Below are 12,324 nucleotides of genomic sequence, written 5' to 3'. Positions count from 1 at the left end.
ACAAGAACCCGCAGCAACGAAAACTGTGTTTCAGCAATGACAACGCAGTTAAAAGCAGCTATTCCCGCTACTGGCTGATTGTCCCGCGGAAAGCACCGTTGCCGCAAGTGACGGCAAGCACTTGTCTGACCTCACAATCAAGCGCAATCCCCTTCCAGCGGACAGCTCCAAGCCGGGCATGCTCCCACTCCTCCCAGGTGTCTCCCCCGTCCCGGCTCCAGGACATTTCAGATTCTGTGGAGGTCCGGACCATCGGTTCGCTGGCCGAAATCAGCACATCCTCTTCGTGTTCACCCCGCCCAACACAGAGTGCTGATACATTGAAGAGCTTGCCTGCCATAACCGGAAACAGCTTGTGCCAGCTCTGTCCGCCGTCACTGCTGCGCCATAGCCCTTCCGAAATAAACCCCGCATAGATTGTCCCCGGATTGGAGGGAGAGTACGCCACTGCGCTCAGTATTGAAGCGGGTCCGCCAAGCTGAAAAGGAAGCCCCTCTCCTATGAAATCCCAGGTGTCACCATGGTCTGAGGATTGCCAAATCCCCTCTGTGGCTTCTCCGGCAATTAGCTGTCCTGCCTGATGCGGATCCGTATCCATGAGCTGGTTGGACCCGCAGGCATTCTTGACCTGATAGACTACAACGGACAGCAGCTCGGCTTCAATCCAGCGCTTCTGATGCGGAAGTGTCTCCACATAAGCCGGAGGCCGATAAGCTGTGCGGTCCCATGAAGTGCCGCCGTCCCGTGAGCGGTAGATTCCTGCCCCTGCGCTTATCTCCCCGTCCACATAGGCATAATAGCTTCCCGGCTGATTGCCGTCCTCACGCAAAGCCTGCACGAATAACCCGGGACCCAGTGTTAGAGCTGCTCGGGCACGGTCATCACCATTGCGGTATACAGCGATACAGGCTGTACGGCCGTGGCCGATGAGGCCGTACAGATACAATCCCGGATCTGCTGCAGAAATAACAGCCGCAGAGCTTCCAGAATAGCCGGACAGTCCGGGCAGATTGCGGAACGAGAGACCGCCATCCTCAGTCACCTTCGGGGAATGATCCGCCATGGTGACACAGAACTTGCCGGGCAGCAGCTTATCTGCCACAACCGCTTCCATGCAGGTGGTCTCAAGCCCCCGGAACTGCCCGGCCCGCCAGGTCATTCCGCCATCCCCGCTGTAGGCTACCCCATACCAGTTGCAGAGATAGAGGCGGCCTGGTGTGAAGCGGTCTACGATAATCTTGGAGATCGCCCAGCCGGCAGCTGAAGCCCGTGAACCTCCGATAAAGCTGTCCATGTATGCCGGAAAGCCGCTTAAATCATTATCGTTGTGATGATGCAGCAGCTTCCACCGCTCCGCGCCATCGTCTGAAACATATAGCGGTATCGGCGGGATGTCCTGCATCTGCGGGCGCAGATCAGGTGCAGTATACCAGCGCTCCGGGATGTGCCAATCCTGGACAAGGGTCCCGTACCGCTGCGCTCCCTTCAGCAGACCTACTCCGGCAGACTGCCAGGTCTGCCCTCCGTCTGCACTGCTCTTGATGCCGCCCCAGATGCAGGCGGCCAGCAGCCGCTGCGGGTCCCGGCTGTCGAATGACAGCCCGGCAAAGCTGGGACCTTCAACCAGCAGCTCCCACGATTGTCCCGAGTCACGGCTGAGATACAGCCTGCCCGCCTTCCCCCGCGGGCGGTCCTGCAGCAGCCCTAATATGCCGTACTCCCCCGGATCGGCATAATCCATATTCAGCTCCTCATCGCTGATCGTTCCGGCATATAACATGCCCGGCTGATCCGGGTGAAAAGCGACACACCCGAAACGCTCCCCCGGGAGGCTGCTCTGCTCCCAGCTCTCTCCTTCATCCCTGCTGATCCAGAGTCCGCCGGTATACCCGCCGGCCGCTACAATACTGGGATGAAAGGGATCTACGGCAATGACCTCCCCGTACATCCGGGTCGGCCCGTTGCCGTAGAAGCCCATCCCGCCGCAGACCTCATACCAGTTGTTCCCTCCATCTGCTGATTTGTGCACCGCGCCGTAGAAGGTCCGGCTCCTCACTTCGCCACAGCAGCGGAACATCACCTCCGGGTGATGACAGCTAATGGCAAAGCTCTGCACCTGGTGATGGTATGCCTGGGTTAGCCCCCGGTTCAGGGTCTCCCAGCTCTCTCCGCCATCACTGCTGCGGAAGACGCCGGCCACATCACAGCGGGCATATAATACACGGTTGTCCGCCGGATGCTGCAGCAAGCCGGTAATATATCCGCCTCCACCCAGCGCTGCCGGCAGCAAGACACCCGGCAGATTCAATGATTTTCCCATGTCAGCTTCTTCCCCCTCGCTATCAGTTCCTTTAAGCATAACTTGGAGCTGACCGGAGCGGCATCCTCGGCAGCAACGAAATCTACCGCTGAACAAAGAATGTGAATGGCAGTACAAAGCTGCGGCTTCTTTTCTAAATTCATAATTGCCTAAATCAGGACAAAGTGGCCGTACTGTATTCAAGAATAAAGTATTCGTCTGACCGGGTTTCATCAAACTAACGGGCAGTATACTTTCGTAAGCAGGCAGGCTATAGGCCTCAATGAGAATCTAAAATAGGAAATAAGCACAGATTAAATTCTCTTTTACAAAAGGTTTTTTACCATTATCATTTCATAAAAAGATAAAGTAGGGGGATTTGAAATGACTATAATAAAACCTGTTCGCGGTATATTTTTTGACCTTGGTTGGACAATTTTCCGTCCAGCAACAGGTGATTGGAGAATAACAGTAAAAGCTTTGGAATATATAAATCCACAAATTCTATGGTCAATACCACAAGATAAATTTAATACTGTAATTTCAAAAGCAAATGAATACGTTAAAAATGAAATTTACAAAACTGAAAATGAGGAGCTTGAAAGGTATATTAATTACTATAAAACGATTGCAGAAATGTTACCAGAAATCGATATTACATACGAACAAGCTGAAATTATTGCATATGATAGAGTGTATCGGTTCGGCCCCTTAATTATGGAGTCATTCTCTTGAAATCTCTGGTTCTTGCAGTTTCTTAAAGTGAGATGTTTACCTCTGCCACTTGGCCTGCTCTCCATGCCGCATGGTATTGGTTAGGACTCAATCGGTTTAAACTGCCGTGAAAGCGGCGTTCGTTGTAAAATTCAATGTACTCCGTGACAGTCTCGTAGGCTTCTTCAAAGGTTTCAAAGTACATTTTGCTGTAGAGATCTCGTTCTAAAATGCTGTGGAAGGACTCAATATATGCATTCATATTCGGCGTTTTAGGCGGAATCCGTTCATGAATCAAAGGTTCATCCGGGTCCATACACATCTCTGCAAAAGCATGACTGAGAAATTGAGGACCATTGTCTGAGCGAAGAATAGGCCTAGCCCCTCCAGGCTGTATACGGGCCTTCAACGCCTGCTTAATGGTCGTGCAGATCTCCTTTGCACTGCAACTTGCACCCAAGTGGTAGCCGACAATACAGCGGTCAAACACATCAATCATGTCAAAGATAAAAAAGAAGCGGTCGTAGCCATGAATGTATCCGTACTTAATATCTATTTGCCAAAGTTGGTTGGCTCCGGTAACCACGCGGTTTTGGGCAAGCCGTCTTGGATATCTCACTTTCTTGTCAGGTTTCTTTTGGAGCAGCCCTAGCTTTTTACAAAGCCGGTAGGCCTTCTTGTGGTTCAGAATTAAGTCATGCTGGATGTAGAGGGCATGCGCTAAGTTACGGTAACCGTAGCCGTGTTCCTCGCCTGCAACGAGTTCGCTAAGCCATTCTTCGATCTGCTCGTCGCTGACCTTCTGGCCGTCTTTCGTCAACGAATACGCTGGGATCGGTCTTCCGGCTGTCCCTAAGCTTACCGTAGATTTGGTGTTCTCCTTTTGACGCTGTTTGCGGGCATAGTAGGTCGATTCCAGCACACCCACCAGCCGAAGTACCACCGATACCGCATAGCCCCGCTTAATGCTTTCATCGGCTATTTCAAGTCTGTCTTGTAAGCGGGGTTGGTCTTTTTTAGCAGTTCACGCAGGAGTTCGATCTCCAAATCCTTTTCGCCCAGCAGTTTAATCGCAGTGTCCATTTTGGTCTCTAACTCTTGGACACGTTTGGCATCTTCAATACGTTCGTTAACTGAAGGTGTCGCTTGCTCACCAAATCGTTCTTTGTAGAACTTCACCCAGTTCGTAATCGTGCTGGGAGAAACTGAATATTTACGGGCGAGGAAAGAGAGCTTCGTCCCATTAATCGCTTCCTGGGCAACTTTAATCCGTTGTTCATCGTACAACTTGTTACTTTTCATGTCCTCATCCCCTTCTCTATTAGTGTACCTTATGCATCTTTAGGACTCCAATTCGATTAGGGGGCTTAAGAGGTATAACGATTCTAATTACATTTTTTTTGATAATACAAAGAAAACAATTCAAGGTCTGAAAGAAAAGTATAAGATTGGAGTTATTTCAGATACTGACCCATCAATTAAAAGGGTCTTAAAAAATGCAGGTATATATGATTATTTTGATACTATGACACTAAGTTTTGAACTTGGAGAATCTAAGCCAAGTCTTGGCATGTTTAGACACGCACTTGAGGCTATGAATTTGCCAGCAATAGAAACAGTATTTATCGATGATTATGAAAAGAACTTAGATAGTGCATCAACCTTGGGTATGCAATCAATTTTAATCCTTTCAAGACCAAACTCTGATGAAACTACAAAACATCTAAACATTAAGAAGTTTTCCGATTTGTTGTTATATTTATAAAATTAGAAATTGATTTAACATTGTATTATATGCACACGTACATTGATCTTATGTAATTCCGCTGACGGGAACGATAGCGCTATGACAATAGGCAGGCGAAATCATTAGATGCCTATTAAGCTAACGGGCAGTTTCGTTTAAGGAGCCGATACATTATTAATACAAAGCAGAAGGATCCGCCGCAGCGGATCCTTCTTACTTCTGTTGCCAAGAACAGCTCAAATCTCTTTTAGTAGTGGAAAATGAAACTAGTGCCCGCAATTGGATAACAAAAGCCGAATGAGTGGGAAACTTCACGTTCTGATCTTTTCTGTTAGAGATTGGGGGAGTCCCCCGGTCTAAACAACTTTTTCACTACATAAATGAGCGCTCGTTCGAGACGTCGTATTTTAGAATGTCCATTGTCATCTTGTTCCCCCACTTTTTCAAAAACGGCGCTGACTCATGTCTTTCAACATGGGCCGTCAGCGATTCTTGATCTTGCCACCGCTGGACAGTCAGCATACGTCCGGTGCGTGCATCTTCCAAAGTAAAGGCATAAAACAGGCATCCCTTTTCAGCTCTCGTGCTGGAAACAACGGCCTGAACTTCTGCAGTGAACTCATTCACATCAGATGGATCTAGGTGAGCGTAACCCATGAGTATCATCATTGCTGTTCATCCTTTTCTTAAGTGAGTAAATTGCTTCAGAACTAATTCTAATTCTGCTAGGAGAGTGATAATCGTTCGAGCTGCCGTCCTTACACGATCGTGAGCACGATTTTGCCTTGAATGTGTCCACCGGATACCCGCTCATGCGCCTTGCGAGCATCGGAGAGTGGGAATGTACTATCAATGGCGACGCGAACCGTCCCCGCGTCGAGTAAGCGTCCTAATTCCGCCAGTTGCGGACCATTGGAGCGCACCTGGGTCATTGATACCGTGATGCCCAGTTTCGCGGCTTCCTCAGCGTCAGAGAAGCCTATGAATACCGGGAACAAAGCTCCGCCTCGCTTGAGCGTGCGCAAGAATCGACCGGTTGTTGGACCACCAAGGGTATCGAGGACGAGATCAACGTCTTTGGCGATATCCTCAGGAGAGTTTTTGGTATAATCAATGAATTCGTCAGCACCAAGCCCGCGCAGGAATGACTCATGTTTACCCGATGCGACCGCGATGACATGCGCGCCCTGCCATTTAGCCAGTTGTACCGCTATATGCCCCACGCCGCCCGCAGCGCCATTGATGAGTACCGTCTTGCCCTTAAGCGGCACCGGACGATGCGGCTCCGGTTGAAACGGATTAACTTCACTATGCCCCAGCTCAATCAGGAACTGCCATCCGGTGAGACCTGCCATTGGCGCTCCTGCAGCAAGCACGTGATCGATGCCAGCCGGTTTCAGCGCAAGATCTGATGCTGGTGCGGTGACGTACTCGGCATAAGCAGTGCTCTCCCCCATACTAGGAAAACGAACCATACCGAAAACTTCATCGCCGACGGAGAAGCCATGCACATCCGTAGCTACCGCCTCGACGACGCCCGACACGTCCGACCCCAGAATCAAGGGAAAGGACACCGCTGGCTGCCACTCAGGAGGAAGATCCTTATACCCTTCGCGCAAATACCAGTCAGGCGGATTGATGCCAACCGCGTGAACGCGGACCAGCACCTCACCTGGTTTCAGCTCGGGAAAAGGCGCCTCCTCGTAACGCAGTACCTCTGGGCCGCCGAATTCATACTGACGAATTGCTTTCATTGTATCTTTAGACATCTGGCTTTCTCCCTTCATGCAAATGAGTTATACTTACCAGAGCAGCGCTCCGTTTAAACGGATCACCGTTCCGCTTATGATTATACGGAGCACTGCTCCTATTGTCAAGGGGGATAACTATGCGATCCGATGCAAAGAAAAACTATGAGCACATACTGACAATCGCGAACGTCGTTGTAACTGAGCACGGCGCCGATGCCTCGCTGCGCGATATCGCACGCAGAGCTGGTGTCGGGCTCGGCACACTATATCGTCATTTTCCGACCAGAGAGGCGCTACTTGATACATTGCTCCGTGCAGGTTTCGACGAGTTGACCGTAAAGGCATGTGAGCTCGAGACTGCGGATTCACCCGGTGATGCACTTGTGTCTTGGCTACGTGAGGTCGTTACATTCACTGGGATCTATCAGGGTGTTGTGACAGTTATGGTTGAGGCTATGGAGGACACGGAGTCCGCACTCCACGCTTCGTGCGTCACGTTACGAGAGGCAGGTGCACGGCTTCTCGTTCGCGCTCAGTCCAGGGGACTTGCGCGTACCGACATGAACGGTGATGACCTGTTCGCGCTAGCTGCTGCACTTGCGTGGCTCGGCGACCAGCCCTCGTCAGTGCCACGAGCTGAGCATGTTTTTAGTATTATTGTGAGCGCAATTCTAACGAATGGAGCGAGCAGCGATTTCAAGGCATAGCTGCGAACTTAGGGCAGGTTGGACCCATAGTGGAGGTTAGTTAAACAACAACAGCGGCAGAAGAAGACTTTATCTATGCAGTCTTCTTCTACCGCTGCTTCATTTTATGGATCGTCTAAAACTTATTTGTCCACAACTGATGTACATCATCTTCCTAACTAACAAAAAAACTGAACCCCGTCCCCGGGATTCAGTCTCACTATCCACTCAAATCATAACCTAGGCTTGAACCAGCACGCCATCCTCCAGATGAAGCACACGGTCGCACCACTCCAGCATGCGGTCATCGTGGGTTACCATGACAGCTGCCTTGCCTTCGCTCCGCACCTCATCGGCGATCATCCGCACTACTTCTCTGCCGCGGCTGTAATCCAGACTCGCTGTCGGCTCATCTGCGAACAGGATAGCCGGTTTGTTCATCCACGCCCGGGCAATGGCCACACGCTGCTTCTCACCGCCGGACAACTGCTCGGGATACTGATTGCGCCGCTCCCAGATTTCCAGACGCTTCAGCAGATAGGTTGCCCGAACCTTGGCTTCCTTCGTGGTGAGCTTGGCCAGCTTGGCAACATAGAGCAGCTGTTCCTCCACCTTCAGGAAAGGCAGCAGCTGTGCGCTCTGGAACATGAACCCGATCTTTTGCAGCCTCAGCTCCGTCAAAGCCCCTTTGTCTTTGTCACGCAGTGATTCACCATCGATGAAGATTTCCCCGCTTGTTGGGGTGAGCAGAGCACCGGCGGCAGAGAGAAAAGTGCTTTTGCCGGACCCTGAAGGACCCAGTACCGCTACGAATTCACCTTCGTTTACCGTAAAATCCAGGTTATTCAGAACAGTCATTGCCCCGTCTCCGTCCCCGTAGGTTTTGGTCACTTGCTTCATGATTAATTTGGCGCTCATGCTCCAGTCCTCCCTATCGCTTCCAAGGCATCCACCTTGGCTACTCTTGCTACAGATATCAGTGAACCCAGCAGTGACATTCCGATGAACAGCAGGCTGGTCAGAATCATCGTCTGCCCGTCCAGTTGGAACGGCATCGCATCCGGCAGCCCCATATTCATTCCGAACGTAAGCAGCAGGCTCAGTGCCAGACTGGCTACAGACAGAATCAGGACTTGGCCGACCACGCTCCAGGCTAAATAGGACATTTTGGTACCCATTGCCTTAAGAATACCGAACTGGCTGGTCTTCTGGATTGTGATGACGTAGAAGAATACGGCAAGTACAACTGCAGCAATAATGAACAGGAAGGCTATCATCATAAGCAGAGAATTCTGTTCAGCCGCATATCCGGGGACACTGGAAATCGCCTGTTTCTGGGTAATCACCTCTACCGCCTGCTGCTGTCCGGCAATTTCAGATGCCTGTGCAGAAGATACTTTTAGCGCAATAACGTTGTAAGGAGCATCACTTGAATTACTTGAACTGCTGCCGCTCTGGACCGCCCCTTGCTTCATGGCCTGCCAATCCAGCTGGTTAATATATACCACCGGCGTATGGCTGTAAGAGCTGTCTTTCACAAAACCGCTAACCGTCCAGCTCATGCCCGTTGCCTGATCACTGATTGTACTGCCGATCGTGACACCGGACTCTTCCAGCTTCGAATCTACCACGGCACTCCCTTGAACTTCATTGGTGATTCCAGCACCATCCTTCACTTCAGGAGCCAGCATCCCCGCCATATCTACGGCAAAAAAAGTAATGTCCGCCTTCACATCCGCATCGGCAGCAGTAATAGTACTGGTCTGCACGCCAAGCGGAGTTGCCTTCGCCTCCCCGGCTACCGCACGGGCTGCTGCAAGCTCCGAATCGCCTAATTGTGAACGTCTAAACGTATGGTCAGCGTCGCTCTGCACGACAAAATAATTCGCAGGCATATTCTCCAGTGCCGAGATATTTGCATAGGCAAGTCCTCTGGCCAGCCCCGTTACGAACAGGACCAGAAACGAAACCAGCAGCATAATCACCATTATGAGGCTGTAGCGTGCTTTGGAATGCCTCATCTCCCGTAAAGCCAAAAACATATAACCACTCCTTCTAATCTGTATATCCACAGTTTAGAGGATGAAAATGAACGGAGTATGAATAAAGAATTACATTATACAGATTGAACCATAGTTCATCTGTTACTATGCGTCTGCTCACTCTGAATAGTGGCTGGGCAAAGTGACAGTAAAAGTGGTGCCCTCTCCAACTGTACTTGCCACCTCGATTGTACCGTTATGCGCCTGGATAATCTTCTGTGCAATGGCCAGCCCCAGCCCGCTGCTGTTGCTGTCACGGGTGCGCGCCTGATCCACTTTGTAGAACCGGTCGAAGATCATCGGCAGCTGCTCCGCAGGAATCCCTTCACCGTTATCCGTCACCGTTACAGTACACGTATGATCGTCTGCACGTGCTGCAATGCTGATTGTGCCGCCCGCCGGAGTGTACTTCACGGCATTAGATACCAGATTCATCCATACTTGATAGAGCAGGTTAGGGTCGCCTTCCAGTGTGATTTCAGCTACGTGCAGCCGGACCGCAAGCTCCTTCTCAGTAAGATGCCATTCCATAATCTGCATGACCTGGCGGAGCTGGGCACGGAGGTCGAAGCTTCGCTTCTGCAGCGCATGTTCTTCATAGTCAAGTGAAGATAACGTGAGCAGCTGCTTGCTGAGCACGGATAGCCGGCGGCTCTCTTCATCAATGATCGACAGGTACTCCAGCCTCTGGGGTTCGGGCAGCGCACCGTCTTTGAGCGCATGGGCAAAACCCTGGATGGAAGTCAGCGGAGATTCAATTTCATGTGAGACATTGGCGACAAATTCCTGACGCGCCCGGTTTGTCCGTTCCAGCTCCCGGCTCATCGTCATGAAATGGGAAGCCAGCTGGCCGATTTCATCGCGCCGGGCGGTATATAACTTGATGTCGTACCTGCCTTTGGATATTTTGAGCGTAGCCTCGGTTAGCCGCGTTATGGGCTTCACCACATGAAATACTGTAATGAGCATGAACCACAGGCTGAATAAGATAATGACGCCAATCAGCACGGCAAAAAAGATCCGCAGCTCGCCAAATTGCACCTCAGCATCCGGACGCATGAACAACGCATAAGTCTGTCCGGTGATCTGGACAGGTACACCAATCGAATTACTGAGCTGATTATCGAAGAAGCCGGTGATAAACGCTGAGCTGGGGAAATTACCGACTCCGTGGTAAATGTCCCCCGCCAGTACCTTTTGCAGCGCTCCCTCCTGCAGGTCATTTTTGCGGAAAGGCAGGCCGTAGAATTGTTCATTGCCGTTGTCATTGGACAGATACATCTTGTAGCCTAGCGAGGCGGTACTCAGCAGATACTCTTCCACCGCATCCGGGTGGTCCTGAATGAACTGCTGCAAGCCGATGGCCATTTTGGTCAGCTTGGCATCGTTCTGCGGTTTGATTTTGGCCTGATAATAGAGATTGGAAACGAGGAACCCCAATACACTGCTGATCACTATAACCGAGCAGAACACAATACTCATTCTTACATACAGCGACCTCATGTGTTCACCATGTCAACTTTGTAGCCAATCCCGCGTACGGTGCGGATCGTGAAATCATTCTGGTAGTCACTGAACCGCTGGCGCAGCCGTTTGATATGTACATCCACCGTCCGCTCATCCCCTTCATAATCCGCTCCCCAGACCCGTTCGATCAGCTCACTGCGCGAGAATAGCCGTCCGGGATATTGCGCCAGCTGGGCCAGCAGCTCGAATTCCTTCACCGGCAGCAAAAGCACCTCATTCCCGTCACTGATCTCATAATTCTTTCGGTCAATCACCAGTGAGTTCAGGCGGATTTTATCGTCAGAGGCAATCGAATAGCGGCGGAACAGTGCCTTAATGCGGAACAGCAGCTCCTCCGGTTCAAAAGGCTTGGTCACATAATCATCCGTCCCGCGCAGATACCCCTGCTCCTTGTCGCTGAGCTGCTGGCGGGCCGTCAGGAGGATCACCGGAATATCGTAAGTTTCCCTTATGTACGAGCATAGCTCCAGACCATCCATGTGCGGCATCATCACATCAACCACCGCAAGATCCACTGTCTGCTCCTGCATCAGGGTTACCGCTTCCCGGCCGTCGCCGGCCTCCAGGACATGATACCCCTCTCTCGTCAAGACATGCCGCAGCAGCGTGCGGATATGGACATCATCGTCGGCTACTATAATTTTTTTCAACTGTAAGCTCTCCCTCCGGGCTTGCCGAATTCAATGACATCATACTAGCAACAAACCATTCTTAAGACAAGCCTATGAGCCTTCAGCCGTTCTTGTGAGAAAAGGCATAATGCTCTCCTTCAGCGGTGTGACAGGACGCCCCATTAGCCGTTCCAAGTCTCCTGAAGTGGATGAGGTATCCAGCTTGCTCATAAAAGCATAGATCCAGTGCTGAGCTGCGGCATCCTGACGGTGTACCACGGGCTTCCCGGCAACCCCGGTTAATACTTCAGTCAGATCAACAAAATCCCAGGTATGTGCAGCGGCCAGCTCATAAATATGATTGCCTGGTTCTCCTTCAAGAAGCACAGCCGCAGCTGCCAGCGCAAGATCTCCACGGGTTACCGAATTGAACTTCCATTCACCCGGAGCGGTAATCAATTCCCCGCTGGACAGAGCTTCCTTCAGCCCCAGCACTCCTACGAAATCAATGTATAAGGCATTGCGCAAAAAGGTATATTCCAGTCCGGAGTCTATAATCGCCTGCTCGGTTAGCGTGTGCACATTGTCCGGCTTGCTCTGCTCAGATCTCTGCCGGGGAAAAGCAAAACCCGTATAGAGAATATGCCCGACACCGCTTCGCTTAGCAGCATCAATGACCCCCTTGTGCTGGATCAGACGTATGCCGTCATCCGTATTCGAGCTGGAGATTAGCAGCAGCCGGGATATCCCGCGAAAAGCTTCGTCCAGCGATTCCGTCACATCGTAATCGGCATAACGGACTTCTACGCCTTGCTCCCGTAGATACGCCGCCTGCTCCAGCTTCCGCACTCCGGCTACAATCTGTTCTGCGGGGATACGGCTGCGCAAATTTTCTATGATCAGACTTCCCAATTGTCCGGTGGCGCCAGTAATCATTATCTTCATTC

The 12,324-nt window shown here is 51.1% G+C and carries 13 protein-coding genes; 3 read left to right on the top strand and 10 right to left on the bottom strand.

Features of this window, described 5'->3' with window-relative positions:
• Window positions 1–67: 67 nt before the first annotated feature.
• The gene (locus R50912_RS15880; RefSeq protein WP_042236256.1) at window positions 68–2,320 is read right to left on the bottom strand and encodes a beta propeller repeat protein; all 2,253 of its coding nucleotides are present in this window, start codon (window positions 2,318–2,320) and stop codon (window positions 68–70) included.
• Window positions 2,321–2,683: 363 nt separating this feature from the next.
• Between R50912_RS15880 and R50912_RS15875 the strand changes: the two genes are divergently transcribed.
• Window positions 2,684–3,034, top strand: a complete 351-nt coding sequence (locus R50912_RS15875) for a hypothetical protein (RefSeq protein ID WP_042236254.1) — start codon at window positions 2,684–2,686, stop codon at window positions 3,032–3,034.
• A gap of 22 nt (window positions 3,035–3,056) precedes the next feature.
• On the opposite strand, the gene R50912_RS15870 is transcribed toward R50912_RS15875, so the two are convergent.
• Window positions 3,057–3,956: an IS3 family transposase gene (locus R50912_RS15870; protein ID WP_052416376.1), complete on the bottom strand. Its 900-nt coding sequence runs from the start codon at window positions 3,954–3,956 to the stop codon at window positions 3,057–3,059.
• A gap of 35 nt (window positions 3,957–3,991) precedes the next feature.
• Entirely contained in the window at window positions 3,992–4,315 is a 324-nt protein-coding gene (locus R50912_RS15865; RefSeq protein WP_042236251.1) for a transposase, read from the bottom strand.
• Between the two features lie 55 nt (window positions 4,316–4,370).
• On the opposite strand from R50912_RS15865, the gene R50912_RS34225 reads away from it, so the two are divergent.
• Window positions 4,371–4,778: an HAD family hydrolase gene (locus R50912_RS34225; RefSeq protein WP_081956524.1), complete on the top strand. Its 408-nt coding sequence runs from the start codon at window positions 4,371–4,373 to the stop codon at window positions 4,776–4,778.
• A gap of 354 nt (window positions 4,779–5,132) precedes the next feature.
• Here R50912_RS34225 and R50912_RS15860 read toward each other — a convergent pair whose 3' ends face one another.
• Both R50912_RS15860 and R50912_RS15855 read right to left on the bottom strand, forming a co-directional pair.
• Complete coding sequence (locus R50912_RS15860) at window positions 5,133–5,429, bottom strand: putative quinol monooxygenase (RefSeq protein WP_042236249.1); 297 nt, start codon at window positions 5,427–5,429, stop codon at window positions 5,133–5,135.
• A gap of 89 nt (window positions 5,430–5,518) precedes the next feature.
• On the bottom strand, window positions 5,519–6,529 hold the full coding sequence (locus R50912_RS15855; RefSeq protein ID WP_042236245.1) for an NADP-dependent oxidoreductase: 1,011 nt from the start codon (window positions 6,527–6,529) through the stop codon (window positions 5,519–5,521).
• A 119-nt stretch (window positions 6,530–6,648) separates the two neighbouring features.
• Between R50912_RS15855 and R50912_RS15850 the strand changes: the two genes are divergently transcribed.
• Window positions 6,649–7,218, top strand: a complete 570-nt coding sequence (locus R50912_RS15850) for a TetR/AcrR family transcriptional regulator (RefSeq protein ID WP_039292705.1) — start codon at window positions 6,649–6,651, stop codon at window positions 7,216–7,218.
• A 219-nt stretch (window positions 7,219–7,437) separates the two neighbouring features.
• Here the strand turns inward: R50912_RS15850 and R50912_RS15845 are convergent, their stop codons facing one another.
• From R50912_RS15845 to R50912_RS15825, 5 genes are all read right to left on the bottom strand, one after another.
• A complete protein-coding gene (locus tag R50912_RS15845; RefSeq protein WP_042236243.1) occupies window positions 7,438–8,115 on the bottom strand; it encodes an ABC transporter ATP-binding protein in 678 nt (225 codons plus the stop codon).
• Entirely contained in the window at window positions 8,112–9,239 is a 1,128-nt protein-coding gene (locus tag R50912_RS15840; protein ID WP_042236240.1) for an ABC transporter permease, read from the bottom strand. The genes R50912_RS15845 and R50912_RS15840 overlap by 4 nt, the downstream gene beginning before the upstream one ends.
• Window positions 9,240–9,356: 117 nt before the next feature.
• Window positions 9,357–10,742: a sensor histidine kinase gene (locus tag R50912_RS15835; protein ID WP_042236239.1), complete on the bottom strand. Its 1,386-nt coding sequence runs from the start codon at window positions 10,740–10,742 to the stop codon at window positions 9,357–9,359.
• Window positions 10,739–11,416 carry a response regulator transcription factor gene (locus R50912_RS15830; protein ID WP_039292716.1) on the bottom strand — a complete coding sequence of 226 codons (678 nt, stop codon included), beginning with the start codon at window positions 11,414–11,416 and terminating at the stop codon, window positions 10,739–10,741. The genes R50912_RS15835 and R50912_RS15830 overlap by 4 nt, the downstream gene beginning before the upstream one ends.
• Window positions 11,417–11,488: 72 nt before the next feature.
• Entirely contained in the window at window positions 11,489–12,322 is an 834-nt protein-coding gene (locus R50912_RS15825; protein ID WP_042236237.1) for an NAD(P)H-binding protein, read from the bottom strand.
• Window positions 12,323–12,324 lie beyond the last annotated feature (2 nt).

It is taken from the genome of Paenibacillus sp. FSL R5-0912, assembly GCF_000758605.1.
In the GTDB taxonomy this organism is placed as follows: Bacteria; Bacillota; Bacilli; order Paenibacillales; family Paenibacillaceae; genus Paenibacillus_AQ.
This window is presented reverse-complemented; position numbering and strand designations above follow the sequence as displayed.

Bases quoted from the DNA above. Each gene is read 5' to 3' on its own strand.
- R50912_RS15880 (WP_042236256.1), bottom strand. From the start codon at position 2,320: ATGGGAAAATCATTGAATCTGCCGGGTGTCTTGCTGCCGGCAGCGCTG.
- R50912_RS15875 (WP_042236254.1), top strand. From the start codon at position 2,684: ATGACTATAATAAAACCTGTTCGCGGTATATTTTTTGACCTTGGTTGG.
- R50912_RS15865 (WP_042236251.1), bottom strand. From the start codon at position 4,315: ATGAAAAGTAACAAGTTGTACGATGAACAACGGATTAAAGTTGCCCAG.
- R50912_RS15860 (WP_042236249.1), bottom strand. From the start codon at position 5,429: ATGATGATACTCATGGGTTACGCTCACCTAGATCCATCTGATGTGAAT.
- R50912_RS15855 (WP_042236245.1), bottom strand. From the start codon at position 6,529: ATGTCTAAAGATACAATGAAAGCAATTCGTCAGTATGAATTCGGCGGC.
- R50912_RS15850 (WP_039292705.1), top strand. From the start codon at position 6,649: ATGCGATCCGATGCAAAGAAAAACTATGAGCACATACTGACAATCGCG.
- R50912_RS15845 (WP_042236243.1), bottom strand. From the start codon at position 8,115: ATGAGCGCCAAATTAATCATGAAGCAAGTGACCAAAACCTACGGGGAC.
- R50912_RS15840 (WP_042236240.1), bottom strand. From the start codon at position 9,239: ATGTTTTTGGCTTTACGGGAGATGAGGCATTCCAAAGCACGCTACAGC.
- R50912_RS15835 (WP_042236239.1), bottom strand. From the start codon at position 10,742: ATGAGGTCGCTGTATGTAAGAATGAGTATTGTGTTCTGCTCGGTTATA.
- R50912_RS15825 (WP_042236237.1), bottom strand. From the start codon at position 12,322: ATGAAGATAATGATTACTGGCGCCACCGGACAATTGGGAAGTCTGATC.